15 protein-coding genes and 1 pseudogene are annotated in these 18,863 nt (G+C 35.6%); 11 read left to right on the forward strand and 5 right to left on the reverse strand.

The features are described from left to right. The first annotated feature begins 12 nt into the window (after nt 1–12). A complete protein-coding gene (locus AAGD84_RS01805) occupies nt 13–357 on the forward strand; it encodes a DMT family transporter (RefSeq protein WP_265038045.1) in 345 nt (114 codons plus the stop codon). Nucleotides 358–623: 266 nt separating this feature from the next. Then, nucleotides 624–1,667 (forward strand): annotated as a pseudogene (locus tag AAGD84_RS01810) (transposase); the annotation flags it as partial. Nucleotides 1,668–1,700: 33 nt separating this feature from the next. Here the strand turns inward: AAGD84_RS01810 and AAGD84_RS01815 are convergent. From AAGD84_RS01815 to secB, 4 genes are all read right to left on the reverse strand, one after another. After that, nucleotides 1,701–2,560, reverse strand: a protein-coding gene (locus AAGD84_RS01815) for an IS630 family transposase (RefSeq protein ID WP_264705388.1) whose coding sequence is annotated in 2 segments (ribosomal slippage) — nt 1,701–2,236 and nt 2,236–2,560 — 861 coding nt in all. Because the reading frame shifts where the segments join, the coding sequence is not laid out codon by codon here. 292 nt (nt 2,561–2,852) lie between these two features. Beyond that, entirely contained in the window at nt 2,853–5,993 is a 3,141-nt protein-coding gene (gene putA / locus AAGD84_RS01820; RefSeq protein ID WP_264723249.1) for a bifunctional proline dehydrogenase/L-glutamate gamma-semialdehyde dehydrogenase PutA, read from the reverse strand. Between the two features lie 134 nt (nt 5,994–6,127). After that, the gene (acnA, locus tag AAGD84_RS01825) at nt 6,128–8,713 is read right to left on the reverse strand and encodes an aconitate hydratase AcnA (protein WP_236514421.1); all 2,586 of its coding nucleotides are present in this window, start codon (nt 8,711–8,713) and stop codon (nt 6,128–6,130) included. A 14-nt stretch (nt 8,714–8,727) separates the two neighbouring features. Further along, nucleotides 8,728–9,231 carry a protein-export chaperone SecB gene (gene secB / locus AAGD84_RS01830; RefSeq protein WP_006279761.1) on the reverse strand — a complete coding sequence of 168 codons (504 nt, stop codon included), beginning with the start codon at nt 9,229–9,231 and terminating at the stop codon, nt 8,728–8,730. 164 nt (nt 9,232–9,395) lie between these two features. On the opposite strand from secB, the gene AAGD84_RS01835 reads away from it, so the two are divergent. The 9 genes from AAGD84_RS01835 to AAGD84_RS01870 all read left to right on the forward strand — a co-directional run bounded on the left by AAGD84_RS01835 (nt 9,396) and on the right by AAGD84_RS01870 (nt 17,285). Continuing rightward, a complete protein-coding gene (locus AAGD84_RS01835) occupies nt 9,396–10,046 on the forward strand; it encodes a Tim44/TimA family putative adaptor protein (RefSeq protein WP_264723246.1) in 651 nt (216 codons plus the stop codon). A 24-nt stretch (nt 10,047–10,070) separates the two neighbouring features. Beyond that, a complete protein-coding gene (gene dnaQ, locus AAGD84_RS01840) occupies nt 10,071–10,766 on the forward strand; it encodes a DNA polymerase III subunit epsilon (protein ID WP_264723245.1) in 696 nt (231 codons plus the stop codon). A gap of 44 nt (nt 10,767–10,810) precedes the next feature. Next, the gene (locus AAGD84_RS01845; RefSeq protein WP_264723244.1) at nt 10,811–11,419 is read left to right on the forward strand and encodes an SCO family protein; all 609 of its coding nucleotides are present in this window, start codon (nt 10,811–10,813) and stop codon (nt 11,417–11,419) included. Nucleotides 11,420–12,227: 808 nt separating this feature from the next. Further along, nucleotides 12,228–14,615 carry a DNA topoisomerase (ATP-hydrolyzing) subunit B gene (gene gyrB, locus AAGD84_RS01850; RefSeq protein ID WP_264723442.1) on the forward strand — a complete coding sequence of 796 codons (2,388 nt, stop codon included), beginning with the start codon at nt 12,228–12,230 and terminating at the stop codon, nt 14,613–14,615. Nucleotides 14,616–15,312: 697 nt separating this feature from the next. Further along, nucleotides 15,313–15,666, forward strand: a complete 354-nt coding sequence (locus AAGD84_RS01855) for a transposase (protein ID WP_341818078.1) — start codon at nt 15,313–15,315, stop codon at nt 15,664–15,666. A gap of 79 nt (nt 15,667–15,745) precedes the next feature. After that, nucleotides 15,746–16,042 (forward strand): IS3 family transposase, encoded by a 297-nt coding sequence (locus AAGD84_RS01860; protein WP_231115910.1) that lies wholly within the window; start codon nt 15,746–15,748, stop codon nt 16,040–16,042. Nucleotides 16,043–16,045: 3 nt separating this feature from the next. Then, nucleotides 16,046–16,210 carry a DDE-type integrase/transposase/recombinase gene (locus AAGD84_RS01865; protein ID WP_341818073.1) on the forward strand — a complete coding sequence of 55 codons (165 nt, stop codon included), beginning with the start codon at nt 16,046–16,048 and terminating at the stop codon, nt 16,208–16,210. Next, nucleotides 16,200–16,400, forward strand: a complete 201-nt coding sequence (locus AAGD84_RS07505) for an IS3 family transposase (protein WP_353271890.1) — start codon at nt 16,200–16,202, stop codon at nt 16,398–16,400. The genes AAGD84_RS01865 and AAGD84_RS07505 overlap by 11 nt, the downstream gene beginning before the upstream one ends. Before the next feature lie 25 nt (nt 16,401–16,425). After that, nucleotides 16,426–17,285 (forward strand): IS630 family transposase gene (locus AAGD84_RS01870; protein WP_264705388.1). Its coding sequence is split into 2 segments (ribosomal slippage): nt 16,426–16,750 and nt 16,750–17,285, totalling 861 coding nucleotides; the frame shifts between segments, so codons are not numbered across the junction. 196 nt (nt 17,286–17,481) lie between these two features. On the opposite strand, the gene AAGD84_RS01875 is transcribed toward AAGD84_RS01870, so the two are convergent. Beyond that, a complete protein-coding gene (locus AAGD84_RS01875) occupies nt 17,482–18,807 on the reverse strand; it encodes an IS4 family transposase (protein WP_410541712.1) in 1,326 nt (441 codons plus the stop codon). Nucleotides 18,808–18,863: the final 56 nt, after the last annotated feature.

Below are 18,863 nucleotides of genomic sequence, written 5' to 3' on the forward strand. Positions count from 1 at the left end.
AAAAATTTATGCATGAATTGGATATATTTACTCTTATCGTCACTAATTGAAGTGTTCTGGGTCATAACACTTAAGCATAGTTATGGATTTACTCATCTCGTACCATCAATAATTAGCATATTCTCCATGGCTCTTAGTACATATTTACTTTCGCTTGCTACACGTTCTATACCTATCGGAGTATGCTATGCAATTTGGACTGGAGTGGGCGCTATAGGAGCTTCGATACTTGGAGTTTACCTATTTGATGAACCAGTTAATTTATTCGAAGTAATATGCTTTATTTTAGTTACATTCGGGATTATAGGATTAAAATTGTTTGATACTGCAAAACAAACTGTTAATAAAATGGAATAAAAGATCCCACTGGGATGAAAGAAGCAGATACTCCATATTGTCATGCAAATTGGAATCCAGACTTTTTTCTATATAGCATGGTGAAGACGGGAAACCGTAACCGTTCACACAATGGCGTCAACTTAAGGAAAAATGTCAGAGATTGTGTATAAAATTTCTCTCCAAATTTTTTATCATTAAATTATCCAAAGAGTGCAAGGGACAGCACTTTTGTTTCTATTTTATTGCAACAAAAAAGTTTAAAATGTGTCTTTTTTAGGTGAAGCATGCAAAAAGGAAAAGATCTTATCTTACAAATTAAAAATGCAATATACTCGAAAACTTTTCAGAAAATCCATTGTGTTGAGTTTTACACGAACAAGAAAACTTCCTTTTTCGACAGTATTTTCTATGATTTTAAAGTTAGTTAAAAAAAGTTTGGGAATAGAATGTGAACTTATGGAGCCATTGACATGTACCCTCAAAGCAAGCTTTTTCTAAAGCAAGGTATAAGATTTGCCATACAGGCTTTCAAGAATTTAAGCATCCAAACAGCCTATCAGGATGAACCTGAGTTGGAGAGGCTATAGACTTATTGCAGCAGATGGTTCTGGTATGAGATTACCCAGCTCTGGGGAAATTGTATCCGAGTTTGAACCAAATGGAACAACAGGCACCATTGGCAATTTGTTTGTTGATTTGTGTACTTCATTGATTTGCAGTGCTCGTCTTGCAGCTTGGAATATAGGTGAACAAACGTTGGCGGCAGAGCAATTACCCGAAGTTATCACTCAAATGCGTTTATTAAATCAAGAGAAATTATTATTTATCTATGATTGTCTTCAGTAAAATTCATTCAGCAGCATTATGATTTGGAAGTAGATTTTATTTTTCGCTTGCAAAAAAGAAATTATAGTAAGCTATGGGAACGCTGGCGAATTAGATTTTGATTTTATATTAGAAAATGAAAAGCTAAAAAATAAAATGAAAGGACAGAAAGTAAGAGTTATAGTGCTGACATTAGCCAACTGAGAAACAGAGTTTTTGACCGAGACTTTGGAGCAAAGCTTATGTGTTAAGGTGGCACATAGAGGAAACGACTCAAAGTAGGAGCAGAGTTAGAGAATTTTTCTGGAGAGGCTGTATTACAAGAATTTTGGGCAAACTTGGTCATGTGCAATATATTATCGCTTCATATATGTGATGCACAAGGGCCTTGGAACCCAGATCAAATTACTGAGTATCGTTTAAATTTTTCAGTTTTATTTAGTGTAATGAGACAGAAACTCTATCAGGTACTTATTGCGCCAAAAAACTTTCAAGCCCTTTTTAAGTATAGCATTTCTCATAATAGTCCGAACAGGTCATAGGAAGGCAGAATCAACAGCACGACGAAAGGATTCGAATAGAGGAATGTTTTTCCTGGCTCTGTTTTTTATAGCAAACCAATGATGCTCAATTTTGTTGAAATCTGGAGAATAAGGCGGCAGATACAAAATTTCTGCACCAACCCCTTTAGCAAGCTCGATAATCTTATCAGACTTATGAAAAGTAGCATTGTCAAGAATGACAGTCTGTCCAGGTTCCAAGATCGGTGTCAAAAATTGCTCAAACCATCCATTAAAAACATCCATATTACAGTGGCCTTCAAAGGTTAACGGAACAACTATCTTTCTTCCACTTAAGGCTGCAACCATACTGATTCGTTGAGTTTTCTTTCCAGATTTTAAGGCATAAAACCGCTGTCCTTTCTGGCAATATCCGTAGGGGTAGTCTTCGGTGTTATCAATGCCAGACTCATCTATATACACTAAGTTTTTAGGTTCTTTTGTCGCTATAATTTTCAAAAATTCAGCACGTTTTTCTTCGTTTCTTTCCTTGTATCCATATGTCTTTTTTTGCGCGTAAATCCAATTTTTTTAAGGGCTCGATAGATCGTTTGGATACTAACGTTGTTCCAAAGTTTAGCCATTTCCGATAGAGTCTTTCCTCCGTGTTCTCTGGCAAATTTGGCAAAGGTATCCCAGTCGGTAATTTTGTGATTGTAACCCCCATTTCCAAGTTTTTTTGATTGAAAGTCTCCTGTTTCTTTTCTTCTTTGCTGCCACTCCCATAAAGTAGTTCGTCCAATCTTAAATCTTGCTGCCACTGTTTCTCTGCTTTCTCCTTCGTCTAGCGCTTCCATTGCTTTTTTTCTTAAATCATAACTATATGCTGCTGGCATTCAACCTCCTTATCATCATCTACCCTTATCCTATCACATCCGGACTTTTATGGAAAGAGCTATATATGCGCTAAAGTTAAAATCCGACCGGGACAGCCGCAATAAAGTAGATAAGCCTAAACGCCATCATGTCTTTAGGAGAGTTTGCTAATGAAAGTTCTTAAGTTGACGCCATTGGCTGAACGGATACGATTTATTTCAGTGCATGAGCTGGTCCTTTTCGGATTTTAGCGCTGTGTACATAACTGCACGAACGTCTAGTTTAGGGGTAAGAAAAATTAGGGCCTGCAAATTAATCCAAACACATAAGTGTAGTGTTACCACCAAATGCTGTAGTGTTAACACTTACAACTTTTTCTGTAGAAAAACGCTGTAAATAATGAGGACCACCAGCTTTTGGCCCAGTGCCAGATAGTCCTCTACCACCAAATGGTTGTATCCCAACTGCTGCACCTATCTGGTTACGGTTGATGTAGACATTTCCAACTGATATTTTTTTACTTATAGTGTCAATTTGACTTTGTATACGACTCTGCAAAGAAAACGTAAGCCCATATCCAGTACTATTTATATCACTTATAACTTCATTTAATTGTGACTTGTTAAAACGTATGATATGTAAAATAGGACCAAATACCTCTTGCTTTAATTGCGAAATTTTTTGTATCTCATAAATATATGGAGGAAAGAAATAACCATTATGAGAATTTGTATCCATGGGTACTTTAAATAACAGATTTGAATCTTCATCCTCTGACATTTTTTGCGTATGTTGAGTTAGCATATCGATAGATGCTTTATCAATTATTGGACCAATATCAGTACTAAGTTGTATTGGGTCACCAATCTTGAGTTCTTGCGCTGCACCGCATATCATTTTTATCTGCTTCTCTGCTATGTCCTCTTGAATAAACAGCACTCTAAGCGCAGAACAGCGTTGGCCAGCGCTGCGAAACGCAGAAAGCAAAACATCCGTAGTCACTTGCTCTAAGAGAGCAGAGCTATCAACTATCATAGCATTGAGCCCTCCTGTTTCAGCAATAAGTGGTACGATAGGACCATCCCTATTTGCAAGCATTTTATTGATTATTTGAGCAGTTTGTGTTGAGCCAGTAAAAGCTACTCCGGCAATTCTATTGTCTGGAACTAATATTTTGCCTAAATATCCACCATCCCCAGGAATGAGGTGTAACACATTCTTTGGTATCCCAGCTTCATGTAGTATCTTAACAGCTTCGTAGGCAATAATCGGCGTTTGCTCTGCCGGTTTTGCCAGCACTGCATTACCTGCTGCAAGTGCAGCTGAGACCTGCCCAATGAAGATAGCGAGCGGAAAATTCCACGGTGATATGCATAAGAAAACTCCTCTGCCTTCAAAAAAGATGAAGTTATCTTCACCTGTTGGGCCCGGCAATTTTTTCCAGTCGCTCAGTTCATTTTTTGCTATCATTGCATAACAACGCAGAAAGTCGATTGCCTCTCTTACTTCTGCTATTGCATCGGATAAAATTTTTCCTGCTTCCACAATCAGAATGTAAATTAACTCTTTCATCCTTTCCTCAAGCAAATCTGCAGCTTTTTCAAGGCATTTAGCGCGCTCTTCTGCTGAAACATTCTGCCACTTAGCAAAAGCACTATGTGCTATTTCAAGAGCGTTTAAAGCTTGATCGCTTGTTGCACTTGACACTTCTCCAATTACATTTTCCAAATGTGCAGGATTCACTACTTCGATAAATTCAGCATTATCAAATAGTGCTTTTCCATCAATTATTGGTCCAACTTGCCACTTTTTTTCACTAAAACCCTTTATATCATCTGCAAATTGTGAGACTATCACAGAATCACTAATATCCATCCCCAAGGAATTTTTTCTTTCTGGTCCCAAAATATCTTGTGGTAATGGAATGCCTGGATGAGGTTCATAATTAAAATTTATAGCTTTTTCCAGTGGATCTGAAATTAACTCATCGATTTTAACGTTAGGATCACTTATTTGATTAACAAACGAACTATTAGCTCCATTTTCAAGAAGGCGTCTTATAAGATAAGGCAACAAGTCACTATGTTCCCCAACGGGTGCGTAGACACGACAGCTAACATTTGTTGCAAGCTCTGACATTGCATAATCATATAAGTCTTTTGCCATTCCATGTAAGCGTTGAAATTCAAATCCAGGGTGGTTTTTATCAGCAAGTTCCATGATAGAAGCAAAAGTATAGACGTTATGAGTTCCAAAGCATGGGTAAAAGCTGTTTGGTTTACTCAAAAGTTTCTGTGCGCACACGAGGTAAGATACGTCAGTATAGCTTTTTCTTGTAAATACTGAGTAATCATTTAATCCCAATTCTTGCGTACACTTGATTTCTGAATCCCAATATGCACCTTTTACAAGCCTCACCATAATTTTATGATTTGATCGAATAGCAACATCCTCTACAAAGTCAAGAACAGATAAAGCACGTTTTTGATATGCTTGTACAGCCAAGCCGAGCCCTTCCCACTCAGAAAGTGATTCATCAAGCCGTAATTGTTCAAACAAGATTAAGGAAATTTCAAGCCTTTCTGTTTCTTCTGCGTCTATGCATAGTGAAATGTTGTATTTTTTTGCCTCGCGGCAGAGCTCTAAAACCTTAGTGAATATCTCACCAGCAATTCGGCCAAATTGACTAAATTCATAACGTGGGTGTAAAGCAGAAAGTTTGATTGAAATTCCATGGGATTTAAAACAATCATTTATTTCAGTGGATTCACCTATAGCTTTTATTGAGTGCATGTATGAATTAAAATACTCTTCTGCATCCTCAGTTGTGTGAGCAGCTTCGCCAAGCATATCAAAAGAGTATAAAAACTTACTATTGTCATCTAGTTTTGCGTACCTTAAAGCTTCTTCTATGGTTTCTCCAACAACAAAATGATTACCAAGCATAGACATTGCTTGTTTTACTGCTTTGCGAATGATCGGTTCTCCTAAATTCTTAAGTAACTTAGAAATTGCGTAATAGAACTTCGAATCGCCTTCATTATCTCTCAATATACTGCTACCTATCATCAAGCTCCATGTGGAAGCATTAACAAACAACGAAGAAGAGTGCCCTAAATATTTATTCCATTCCTGATTGGCAATTTTATCTTTGATTAGCTCGTCTATTGTATAATCATCTGGTATTCTAAGTAGTGACTCAGCAAGACACATAAGCGCTATTCCTTCATCATTGGAAAGCGAGTATTGCTGCATAAAGGAATCTACAATACTTAATTTATTGTGTTTGATTTTTTCAATAACTTGTTTTGCTATATTATAAATTCTATTTTTTGAATCAGCCGAAAGCTCTGCTTTTTCTACAAGATAACGTATATAACTCTTTTCATCAGTACGATAAAATCCTTGTAAACGTTTTCTGAGTTCATTAGGTTCTTGTATAGAGCTTATCATATATAATTATCTCCAAAAAATACTCCGACACCATATGTATGGTGAAATTATATCATAACTTTGCGCAGAGCAAATTGCTATTTACAAAGGGATCAGGGCTGGCTAAAAGAAGTCCATGCAATAACTTCACTAAATCAAAAAGATTGTGCAAGTATGTAGCTCAACACTCCACCACACATCAAGTATTTAGTCTCAGTTGCGGTTTGTACACAGCATTTGAGTTGAATTGATTGCCTTGAATTATCCTTTCTTTTGATGATACATTCTAGATTTCCACTCGGCACTATTTCACCTTTTATGCTTATTACCTCGCTACCATCAAATATCTTTCTGGTTATTCCATTTTGGAATATAAGTGGAAGAACACCCATACCAACTAAGTTGGACCTATGTATACGCTCAAAGCTTTCTGCAATTACAACTTTAATCCCCAACAATAAAGTACCCTTTGCTGCCCAATCCCTACTTGAACCTGTGCCATACTCCTTTCCTGCCACAATGATGAGAGCTTCCTTGTAGCGCATCGCCGCATCAAAAATTGGCATAGTTTCTTGAGAAGGAATATATTTTGTATATCCACCTTCGGTGCTAACCATTTCATTTTTTATTCTAATGTTAGCAAAAGTCCCACGCATCATTACATTGTGATTACCACGACGAGATCCATATGAATTGAAATCCTGTGGTTCAATTCCAAGCCCTTTTAAATATAGACCGGCAGGACTACTCGAGGCAATATTTCCCGCAGGGGAAATATGATCAGTAGTTATGCTATCGCCAAACATTGCTAATATTTGTGCACCCTTTATATCGATTTTATTATTTTTAGGTGATAAGTTATCAAAATAAGGCGGATTTTGTATGTAAGTGCTGTTTGCATCCCAATTATAGATTTCACTTTTTTCACACTTTATCTTTCGCCAATGTTCATCACCAGAAAAAACATCCTTATACTTTTGTATGAACATCTCACGTGTTACCACACTTTTAACACAATCTTCGATTTCATTGTTTGTTGGCCATATATCTTTGAGATAGACATCATTTCCATTCTTATCTTTGCATATTGAATCTTTTGTCAGATCAATTTGCACAGTACCAGCAAGTGCATATGCAACAACAAGTGGCGGAGATGCCAAGTAATTAGCTTTGACTAACGGATGAATTCTTCCTTCAAAGTTACGATTGCCAGATAAAACTGCAGCAACGGTTAAGTTTTTGTTTTTAATGCCATTTTCTATATCTTTATTAAGTGGACCAGAATTCCCAATGCAAGTTGTGCAACCATATCCAACTAGATTAAAACCCAAAGCATTTAGATCTACCTGCAATCCAGACTTTTCTAAATATTCTGTTACAACTTGTGACCCTGGAGCAAGAGAAGTTTTAACCCAAGGCTTTGATTTTAATCCAAGTTTAATTGCATTACGAGCTACAAGACCTGCAGCAATCATCACACTTGGATTTGAGGTATTAGTGCAGCTTGTTATTGCTGCAATAACTACACTTCCATCTTGGAGTTTATCGCTTTCCTTTGACTCATTAACTGAAAATGATTTAGAAAAAGACTCTGCCACTTGTGAAAGAAAAACCTTATCTTGTGGTCTTTTAGGACCAGCCATTACTGGCTTCACGCTCGATAAATCAAGTTCTAGTGCGTCAAAAAATGCTAACTCATTATTGCCACGCCACAATCCTTGCTCTTTCGCATAAGCCTCAACTAACTTAATCAGCTTTTCTGGTCGCCCTGTTAAATGTAAATAATCGAGTGTTTTCTGATCAATTGGAAAAAACCCACAAGTTGCACCATACTCTGGGGCCATGTTTGCTATAGTGGCTCTATCTGCCAAAGATAAATAATCTAAACCATCACCATAAAATTCTACAAACTTACCAACAACGCCTTTTGTTCTTAGGATATTGGTAACCGTCAGCACTAAATCAGTCGCAGTTACTCCTTCCGGCAATCTGCCAATTAATTTAAATCCAACTACTTCTGGAATCACCATACTAATTGGTTGACCAAGCATCACAGACTCAGCTTCTATGCCTCCAACACCCCAACCAAGAACTGATAATCCGTTAACCATTGTAGTATGGCTGTCAGTACCAACTAAAGTGTCAGGATATATGACTCCATCATTATTACACACAACTTGCGCTAAATATTCAAGATTCACTTGGTGGCAAATCCCTGTGCCAGGCGGCACTACTCTAAAATTTGTGAAGGACGATTCCCCCCACTTTAAAAATTGATATCTCTCCAAATTTCTTTTTACTTCTAGCTCAACATTCTTACTGAATGCGGAAACACTTCCATAACTATCTACTTGAACAGAATGGTCAATCACAAGATCAACCGGTACAGACGGATTTATGTTGCTCGGGTTTCCTCCATTTTTCTTAACATAGCTCCGCATTGAAGCTAGATCAACAACAGCAGGAACCCCTGTAAAATCTTGCATCAACACCCTTGCTGGTTTATAGCTAATTTCGTGATTAGTGTGTTTATTAACGCAGTCTGCTAGCACTCTTATGTCATCCAGCTTTACGTTTACTCCATCTTCATTGCGCAATAAATTTTCAAGCAGAACCTTAAGTGAGCAGGGCAATTTAGTCACATCTATTCCTAAAAATTCACTAACACTACTTAGGCTAAAATAGTTGTATGACTTCCCGTCAATGTTTAAAGTCGTTTTTGCGTTTAAAGAATTATTCATCAAGTTACATCATATTAGTTAAAATTGGAATTACTACCGTTACTTTTTTGTTGTTGACCTTGCTGCTCATACATAGTTTCAAAATCTATAGGATCTAGCATCAGTGGGGGAAATCCACCACTACTTGTAACTCTTGCAATTATTTCTCTTGCAAAAGGGAAAAGAAAAGTAGGTCCGCCAATAAACAAAGCTTGTCTTACCTCTTCCTCACTCAACTCTTTTAAATTTTCTATTGAAAAAATACCACAATATTTCGTCTCACAAATGAAAGCTACGCCATCTTTTATGCCTTCATCTTTTACCGTTGCTTTGACTTCTATATGCAAAGTAATTTCATGGAAAGATTTTTCTTCATTCACTTCTTCTTTGTTTTTCGTCCCTTCTAATTTTGCTGAATTGATATTAACCATTACATTAATATCTGGAGCTTTACTAGAAGAAAGGAATGGCGAATTCGGATTCTCAAATGATAGATCTTTAACATATTGACCGTGAATTCTCATTTTTTGTTGTGGCATTTCTTATGTCTCCTTTAATTAAGTTGAGATATTTAATACTTTCTTATATAATATATTCATTTACAAACGAATAGCAAACCTGATTATAAGTTGATATGAAAAACATATTTTCATTAATAATTAATAATGTTCGGATACTTTATATGCCAAGGAGTTGAGTTACTATGATAGAGCTTGTAATATATGCTTTATTAGCAGCGTTCATTTTTTCACGTTTGTATAATTCTTTAGGAAGATCAGCCAACCTCAACCTAAAAAAGCTAACTAGTGTATTGGATGTAAGCCGAAGTAGAGAAGATGTAGTAGAAAACATTGAGGGTTACATTGATAGCAATGATGAAAATTCAATAAAAGTTACTTATGAACAAATATTAAAAAAAAACAAAGATTTTTCTATTTCCCACTTTATAGAAGGTTCAAGCATAGCTTTTGAATTAATAATAAAATATTTCAATCAAGGAAATTTGTCCCAGTTAGAATCTCTCTTGGATAAAGATTTATATAACAACTTCGCAAAAAAGATTAAACATCGTAAAGAGATGCACGAGTCTATAATTGTTTCTATCGTTTCACAAAAGATTTTAGAAATAAAGCTAATAAAAAATGTAGTGTTTATTGCAGTATATTTCCTTTCAGAGCAAATTAACTTCGTTAAGAACAATGAAGGAGATATCATATCAGGTAGTACATCCACTATTAATAAAGTTGAGGATGTATGGCAATTCAAAAAAAATGTTAATTCATCAGACCCAAGCTGGTTGCTTGTTTCTATTCACTATAAAAAGACAAGTAACGATAAGACAAATGACAAGTAAGATTAGTTTTATTTAGAGTTAACCATGGAAAGCAAGCTACGCGAACTAGTACTTGACACTGAAACGACAGGTCTTGACACTGAATCTGGTCATCGAATTATTGAAATAGGGTGTGTGGAATTAATTAATCGTATTCCAACAGGTAAAGTATTCCATCGGTACCTTAACCCAGAAAGAGATATACCTTATCACTCGTTTAAGATTCACGGTATTAGTGAAGAATTTTTAGAAGATAAACCATTATTTTCAGATGTTGCACTTGAATTTCTTGACTTTATATCTAATGATATTTTGGTAATTCACAACGCTGAATTCGATGTTAAGTTCCTTAACATGGAGTTAAGCAAGCTGAATGCTGGGTTAATTTCCTCAGATAGAGTGCTAGATACATTACCTCTTGCAAGGAAAAAATTCGCAGGATCACCTGCTTCTTTGAATGCATTATGTAAGCGTTTTGATATATCGCTAGAGAATAGAGAATTGCACGGAGCACTAGTTGATGCTCAATTGCTTGCAAAGGTATATGTTGAACTTACAGGAGGGTTACAAACCTTTCTATTTGATAATGAATGCAATCAGGACAGTAACTCCACGTTCGTTCAGCATAAAGTGCGTAATCTAACTCCCAGAGAATATTCACCAAATAGTGAAGAAATTGATGAACATAAGAAACTGTTAGACAAAATTAACAATACACTTTGGAATAAATATATTGAATAGATCAACCAATAAAGATACAATTTAATTTTACTGAGAGCACCCTAATGGTAAGGTTTATAAGATTGTTATCTAATATGCTAGTAGCATTAGCAGTTGTTTTTTTAGGTTATTGTTATTTCACTAAAAAAGGCATATTTGCCCCAGCAGCGATTCACAACGCAGAAGTTAAGATAGGCGGAGATTTTTCTTTAATTAATCAGGACGGACAGATCTTGCGCAGTAGTGATTTTAAAGATAAATACATGATGATTTTCTTTGGGTTTTCCTCATGCAAAAGAATTTGCCCTATGAACCTTGGAATAATTTCAGAAACACTTGCAAAGTTAGATGAGAAAACTAACAACAAGCTACAAACATTCTTCATCACAGTCGATCCTGAGCGCGATAGCACGGAAAGACTTAAAGAATTTCAGCAGCAATTTGACCACAGAATACAAATGTTAACTGGTGAAAGAGAAAAAATAGACGAAGTAATTGCAAAGTATAAAGTATATGCTAGCAAAGTTGGTGGAGAAGAAGAAATCAACCATTCTTCAATAATGTACCTTATTGGCCCTGGAGGAAAATATGTTACACACCTTGCAGCTGATTTAAATTCAGACGAAAGTCAATCTGATAAGATTTTGGCTGAGATAAGAAAATACGTAAACTGAATTATAGATTTTTCTGTTAATTAGTCGAGCATGCAACTGCATGAGCATTATGATTTGAGAGCAATCTCCATGGGAAGACACACACAACTGTACGAACGTTGTAGTTTGGGAGCAATTCCCACCAGTGGGGTGTCATCCCAGTGCCCAGACACTGGGATCCAGCTTCTATGCAACTTAATTAAAAACGTTTGTTTTAGCGTAAGACAACTACCTTTAGCTCATCAGCTCAGTTATAAGCAAAATTTCTGGATTCCAGTGGGCTTTGTTGCATCGCTACTTATGAAAGGCTAACTATAGTTAGGATTATAAGTAACCTATTGAAAATCTTGTTTTTTTGCAATCAATCTGATCAAATTTAAGAATAGTAATTTGTTATTTATATTAATAAATTTAATTCTATTGAAAATAGCTAAAGCATTGAAATTCTTGAATTTTAGCCAGATTAGTGAGTGGTAGTGAAATTTCTTTTACTCAAATTTAGGTATTCATTGACCGTTCTTGTTATAAATACCAGAATAATAAGCTACTGATATTCTCCATCTTTTTTATCTTTAATCCATCATAGCTAGCGATGCAACAAAGCCATTCCAGTGTCAAGCACTGGAATGACATCATCTGTTGTGCAATTTACCTTCAAAAATGAATGTTCGTACAGTTATGGAAGACACATTGGAATGACACTATTTGCTGTCTTCAAAAATAAACATTCGTAAAGTTGTGCTTTTAATATGGGTTATCAGTTTAAAAATGTTGCTAATCAGCATATATGAATGTAATATTAATTAACATTCATAAACGAAGCAATACCATGGAAAATAGTTATAATGCCGATGCAATAAAAATCTTAAGGGGTCTTGATGCTGTAAGGAAACGTCCAGGTATGTACATTGGTGACACTGACGATGGATCTGGCTTGCACCACATGGTATATGAGGTTGTTGATAACGCAATAGATGAATCTTTAGCTGGATATTGTGATCAAATTGAAGTTAGCATAAATAAAGATGGTTCAGTATCTGTAACTGATAATGGTCGTGGCATTCCAACTGACATTCATGAAGAAGAAGGAATATCAGCAGCAGAGGTAATAATGACTCAACTCCATGCTGGTGGTAAATTTGACAGCAATACCTATAAAGTTTCTGGGGGATTACATGGTGTTGGAATCTCAGTTGTGAATGCATTATCAAGCTGGTTGGAATTAATTATTTGGCGCAATAAGAAAGAACACTTTATGCGTTTTGAAGATGGTGAGTCTATTGAACCTTTAAAGGTAGTCAACGAAAATACAAACAAAAGAGGAACTAAAGTCACGTTCATGCCATCAACAGAGACTTTTAATGGCATTAATTTCAGTTACTCAACGCTTGAAAGTCGTATAAGAGAATTAGCATTTTTAAATTCAAATATCGACATTACTTTACGTGATCTGCGCAATGAACCATATACAGAATCTCATTTCAATCAGAGCAATCAATCTAAAGACAATTTTGGTACAGCAAATTTTGTGCAGTATTTAGATAAGAATAAGACACATGTAACTAAAATTGCCAGTATGAAAGGAGATGCAGAAGATCTTGGCATCAGCTTGGAAATATCGATGGAATGGAATGATTCCTACTATGAGAATATGTTGTGTTTCACTAATAATATACGGCAACGAGATGGTGGTACGCATTTGGCAGGATTTAGATCTGCACTAACTAGATGTATCAATACCTATGCAACTAATGAAGGGTTTTTAAAGAAAGCAAAAGTAAATTTAACTGGAGAGGACGTTAGAGAAGGTTTAACTTGTGTTTTATCTCTTAAGATGCCTGATCCTAAGTTTTCTTCACAAACAAAAGATAAACTAGTTAGTTCTGAAGCACGTGCAGTTGTAGAAAGTATAGTTTCTGATAAATTGAGCACAATCCTTGAAACTGATCCCAAATTGGCAGCAAGCATAGTAGAAAGAGCAATCAGGTCAGCAAAAGGAAGAGAAGCTGCAAGAAAAGCGCGCGAGCTAGTTAAAAGCAAAAACAGTATTGATATTGCAACTCTGCCAGGAAAGCTTGCTGATTGTCAGGAAAAAGCTCCTGAGTTATCGGAATTATTTATAGTAGAGGGTAATTCAGCAGGTGGTACTGCAAAGCAGGGGCGTAATCGTAAAACACAAGCAGTGCTTGCCTTAAGAGGAAAAATTCTAAACGTAGAACGTGTAAGTTTAGATCGTATTTTTTCATCTGCAGAAATAGGCTCTTTAATTACTGCAATTGGTGCTGGAATAGGGAGTGAACACTTCGATATTGAAAAAGCTAGATATCATAAAATTATCATCATGACAGATGCAGATGTTGATGGTTCACATATAAGAACTTTGATTCTAACTTTCTTTTTTAGACATATGCGTGAAGTTATTGAAAAAGGTTACTTATACATAGCACAGCCACCCCTCTATAAAGTTACAAAGAATGCCAAAGACACTTATATTAAAGATGACGAAACTTTTGAAGAGTATATAATAAACTCAGCAGTTAAAAGATTAACACTAAGTGGTACAGCTACAGAATTTAACAACTTGCGCCTTATTTTGAATAAATGCGTTAGCACTTCTAATATTAGCAAAAATTATGATAGAGAAATACCACAAAATCTCTTAGAGTCATTGCTAATTTTAAGTAAAAAGAATGCTCTATCATCGGCTGATGAGATATTAAAGTATTTGAAGTTAATGTACAGCGAATACACTTGGGAAGTGGAAATAAAAGATGAAGAAAAAGAAATTCATATCTCTAAATTGTTTCAAGGATTGGCAGACAAATATATATTTGCACTTAGTATGCTTGAAGGCAAAGATATGCAAAACATATTAAGTTTGCTTGATGGTATAAGTAATTTATTTAATGGTGATTCATTTTTAAAGTCACAAGAAACTGAAATAAGAATCACTTCTCCAAGTACGCTTGCAAAAATAATAATGGACTATGGTAAAAAGGGTTTAACTCTGCAGAGATTTAAAGGTCTTGGTGAAATGAATGCCGATCAGCTATGGGATACTACGTTAAATCCTGAGGCTAGAACTTTATTAAAGGTTGAAATAAAAGATTGTGAAGAAGCTGATTCCATATTTTCAATATTAATGGGTGATATAGTTGAACCACGCCGTGATTTTATTAATAGCAATGCACTTAATGTGCATGATGTTGATATTTGAACTTTTAGCAAAATGTACGAACGTTACGGGTTTAAGCAAAGACTGTGTCATTCAAGTAGCTGACACTGGTTCCTTTATAACGGTGTCATTCCAGTGCTTGACACTGGAATCCAGGTTGCTCACAAGCAAACTAGCATAGAAAGTGGTTACAACGTTTTCGATGAGATTGCAGAAAGGCTGGATTCCAGTGTCAAGCACTGGAATGAAAGCAGTCCTACGTCATGCCGCGATTCATTCGCGGTATCTCTAGATCCCGCTAACAAGCAGCGGGATGACGGTTGTCAGGGTGTCATCCCACTACCTTCTCCTGTCATCCCAGTGCCTCCCTCCCCTGTCATCCAAGTAGCTTGACACTTGTATCTTTATGATGTGAGGCATTAGAGCTAAAATACCTCACAGGGAGGGTGAAGCTGATGCAACGCTAATGCCATTAAGGCCGAATCCCAGATTTTGCTTCCCTCCCATAGAGTTATAGCTCTTCTCATAATAATCCCAATAAGGTAAGAATGGATTTATGGTAGAGGGGTTTGTATGCCAGCAGCGTATAGTTACGACTTAAGGAAAAAAGCAATGGAAGCAATGGAAGCATTGGATGAAGGAGAAAGTAGAGCAACTGTTGCCAAGTGACCTTACCCAGAAAAAGTGGAGAGAAAGAAAGGAGTTTTTTCGGGTAAAATAAAATTTTGGAGGATTAGAAATGGCAAGAGAATATACGGCAGAATTCAAATTGGAAGCTGTTAAACTGGCAAATGAACAAAGAAAGGCAGGTCAAACAATTACAAAAATAGCAAAGGATTTAGGAATAAAGGGTGGTTTATTAGGAAAATGGATAAAGAAACACAACGAAAAAAAGTCGGCAGCAGATGCATTTCCAGGTAGAGGTAACATGGCTCCTTACGACAAAGAGAGGTTTGATTTACAAAGCAAGAGTAACAAGGGAAAGAGACATTTAAGAAAAAGCCCTGGCCAGTCAAAAAGAGTAAAATATTTTTTTATAAAAGAGCATAGTAACTGCTATAAAGTACAGGAATTATGTAGGATTTTCTGCTAGTGGCTACTATAAGTGGACCACAAGAAAAATAAGCAGTAGAGAATCAGCAAATAAAGAGCTACTCGCAGCTATTCAAAAAATATATCAAGTTTCTAAATGTAGATATGGAGCTCCTAAAATTCATGCTGAATTGAAGGCTTTGGGTAAAAGTTGCAATTTGAAAACGGTGCAAAGTATTATGCAGAAAAATGACATCAGGGCTATACTGAAAAGAAAGTTTAAAATTAAAAAACAACAAACAGATAATAGAGCTGTAGCTCCCAATATACTAGATCAAAACTTTATTGTTGATCAACCAAATAAAGTATGGGATTACTTACATCAAAACCAAGGAGGGATGGCTATATTTGGCAGCAATAATTCTCACGTATGGTAGTTAATGAGTAGTGCAATAAATAAACAATTGGTTATGAACTCTTTATTAATGGCCATTAATAGGCGTAAACCTGTTAAAAATCTACTGCTGCACAGTGACCAAGGTTCACAATATACTGCGCAAGGGTATCAATATCTCTTAGCTGTAAAGAATATAGATGAGTTATAAAGGTTGTTGTTACGACAATTCTGTTGTGGAAAGCTTCTTCAGTTCTCTAAAAAGGGAGTTACCAATAGACACCTCTCGGCACTCTAAACAGCATATCAAAACTGCTATATTTGAATATATAGAAATTTTTTATAACAAACAACGTCACTATTATAGCTCTTTCCATAAAAGTCCGGATGTGATAGGATAAGGGTAGATGATGATAAGGAGGTTGAATGCCAGCAGCATATAGTTATGATTTAAGAAAAAAAGCAATGGAAGCGCTAGACGAAGGAGAAAGCAGAGAAACAGTGGCAGCAAGATTTAAGATTGGACGAACTACTTTATGGGAGTGGCAGCAAAGAAGAAAAGAAACAGGAGACTTTCAATCAAAAAAACTTGGAAATGGGGGTTACAATCACAAAATTACCGACTGGGATACCTTTGCCAAATTTGCCAGAGAACACGGAGGAAAGACTCTATCGGAAATGGCTAAACTTTGGAACAACGTTAGTATCCAAACGATCTATCGAGCCCTTAAAAAAATTGGATTTACGCGCAAAAAAAGACATATGGATACAAGGAAAGAAACGAAGAAAAACGTGCTGAATTTTTGAAAATTATAGCGACAAAAGAACCTAAAAACTTAGTGTATATAGATGAGTCTGGCATTGATAACACCGAAGACTACCCCTACGGATATTGCCAGAAAGGACAGCGGTTTTATGCCTTAAAATCTGGAAAGAAAACTCAACGAATCAGTATGGTTGCAGCCTTAAGTGGAAGAAAGATAGTTGTTCCGTTAACCTTTGAAGGCCACTGTAATATGGATGTTTTTAATGGATGGTTTGAGCAATTTTTGACACCGATCTTGGAACCTGGACAGACTGTCATTCTTGACAATGCTACTTTTCATAAGTCTGATAAGATTATCGAGCTTGCTAAAGGGGTTGGTGCAGAAATTTTGTATCTGCCGCCTTATTCTCCAGATTTCAACAAAATTGAGCATCATTGGTTTGCTATAAAAAACAGAGCCAGGAAAAACATTCCTCTATTCGAATCCTTTCGTCGTGCTGTTGATTCTGCCTTCCTATGACCTGTTCGGACTATTATGAGAAATGCTATAACTATTGCATTCCTGAGCATTTTGATTCATCATTCTCTTTGTGAAAAACATTCCAAACTTTCTCTCCACTTTTTCTGGGTAAGGTCAGTCAAACCTCCATTTTTTTTATATCAATTTATTACTTTTTTTTCGGTTTGACACACTTTTTTGAACCATACGCGTCAAGTTAAGAGATTGTGAGCAAATTTAGAGAGGTTAAAGTGGATACTCTAGCCCTTCTACGTTTGTCTTTTAATGAAAATCGCGACCAAGTTATAGTGAGTTTTTTAAGAAATGCTTTTAAACTATTAATTTTGGTTAATACTAAAAATAACTCTCTAACCCGCCTTTTTAGCTCAATAAATGCCTTTGTTAAGCTAAGTTCTGTATTCTTTTTCACTTCTGTGCAACCAACTATGCCGTGAAATATAAGAATTGCGCACAATTTAGCATATAGTTCACATAATACTCTGCATGGCTTTCCTTTTAGCTTATCAAGCCTGATATGGCTTTTATACAATTTAAATAATAACTCAATTTGCCACCTTACTCTGTAAATCGTTAATACTTGCTCAGCACTAATTTTATTTTCTGGAACATTAGTTATAAATATTGACCAGTTCAACAATTTTTGATTTCTTTTAGAGGATGTATATCCCTGCGATCTTGCTAATCTATTAGCTTTCCTTCTTCTGGCCATAGACTGTTCTTCAGTTAGTTTCTGACATATAATTCTTACTCTAATTTTTGCTTCTTTTCCTAACAATACCTCGTTTTCTAAAAATAACTTATCCTCTAAACATTCTAATAACTCCATTTTTTGATTTGTTTCTACATCATATATGTTGGTATCGGATTTATAACGACTTATGAAATAAGCTCCTATTTCATTGATTTGTTTAAAAGAACTTGGCACAAAATAACCGAGATCAGATATTAGCAAATCATTGCTTAATATATTACTTAAATGTTTCCTATATCCCTGGTCTGATCTTACCCCCTCCGTTAAATTAAGTTGGTCTATTATCTGATTCATGTAGTCGAAAACTAATTGTAACTTTATTCCAGACTTAGTATTGCTTTCATAGCCACTGTAGCTAGTACCATAACCTTTATACATCTCTTCCATACTGTTAGGTAGAGTAATATAGCTACTGTCCAATAATTTAACACTATTAAATTGCTGTAAGATTTTGCAATCAACTTGCAAGATATTTTTAAAGAGAACCACAGATTCATTATACATCCTTTTCATAAATTCCACTGCTTCTTCAGTAAATCTAAAATCCAAACCTTGTTTTGTTATATCTATCGAGTCCTCGTTTAGTAATTGACACATTGTTTCTATGCTGCAATCATCAACTCCTATGTTACCAAAAACCATATCTTTTATGAATGATGAGCCATTAAGTTTTCTCTTTCTTTTTATAAAACCTACTGCAATTGATATTTCGTCTGCTTTTTCATTAAAGAATTCATTGAGGTCTTTTGATAAGCAAGCTATTCTGTCCATTGTAAGTTCTCTCATTCATATATCCAAGAGAATTTATACCTTATTATTTTCCTTCA

Source organism: Wolbachia endosymbiont (group A) of Andrena fulva (assembly GCF_964026815.1).
Classification (GTDB): Bacteria; Pseudomonadota; Alphaproteobacteria; order Rickettsiales; family Anaplasmataceae; genus Wolbachia; species Wolbachia pipientis.

What these genes read in the sequence shown, in the direction of transcription:
- AAGD84_RS01805 (WP_265038045.1), top strand. Translation starts at nt 13, where the DNA reads ATGAATTGGATATATTTACTCTTATCGTCACTAATTGAAGTGTTCTGG.
- putA (WP_264723249.1), bottom strand. Translation starts at nt 5,993, where the DNA reads ATGATAAGCTCTATACAAGAACCTAATGAACTCAGAAAACGTTTACAA.
- acnA (WP_236514421.1), bottom strand. Translation starts at nt 8,713, where the DNA reads ATGAATAATTCTTTAAACGCAAAAACGACTTTAAACATTGACGGGAAG.
- secB (WP_006279761.1), bottom strand. Translation starts at nt 9,231, where the DNA reads ATGCCACAACAAAAAATGAGAATTCACGGTCAATATGTTAAAGATCTA.
- AAGD84_RS01835 (WP_264723246.1), top strand. Translation starts at nt 9,396, where the DNA reads ATGATAGAGCTTGTAATATATGCTTTATTAGCAGCGTTCATTTTTTCA.
- dnaQ (WP_264723245.1), top strand. Translation starts at nt 10,071, where the DNA reads ATGGAAAGCAAGCTACGCGAACTAGTACTTGACACTGAAACGACAGGT.
- AAGD84_RS01845 (WP_264723244.1), top strand. Translation starts at nt 10,811, where the DNA reads ATGGTAAGGTTTATAAGATTGTTATCTAATATGCTAGTAGCATTAGCA.
- gyrB (WP_264723442.1), top strand. Translation starts at nt 12,228, where the DNA reads ATGGAAAATAGTTATAATGCCGATGCAATAAAAATCTTAAGGGGTCTT.
- AAGD84_RS01855 (WP_341818078.1), top strand. Translation starts at nt 15,313, where the DNA reads ATGGCAAGAGAATATACGGCAGAATTCAAATTGGAAGCTGTTAAACTG.
- AAGD84_RS01865 (WP_341818073.1), top strand. Translation starts at nt 16,046, where the DNA reads ATGAGTAGTGCAATAAATAAACAATTGGTTATGAACTCTTTATTAATG.
- AAGD84_RS07505 (WP_353271890.1), top strand. Translation starts at nt 16,200, where the DNA reads ATGAGTTATAAAGGTTGTTGTTACGACAATTCTGTTGTGGAAAGCTTC.
- AAGD84_RS01875 (WP_410541712.1), bottom strand. Translation starts at nt 18,807, where the DNA reads ATGGACAGAATAGCTTGCTTATCAAAAGACCTCAATGAATTCTTTAAT.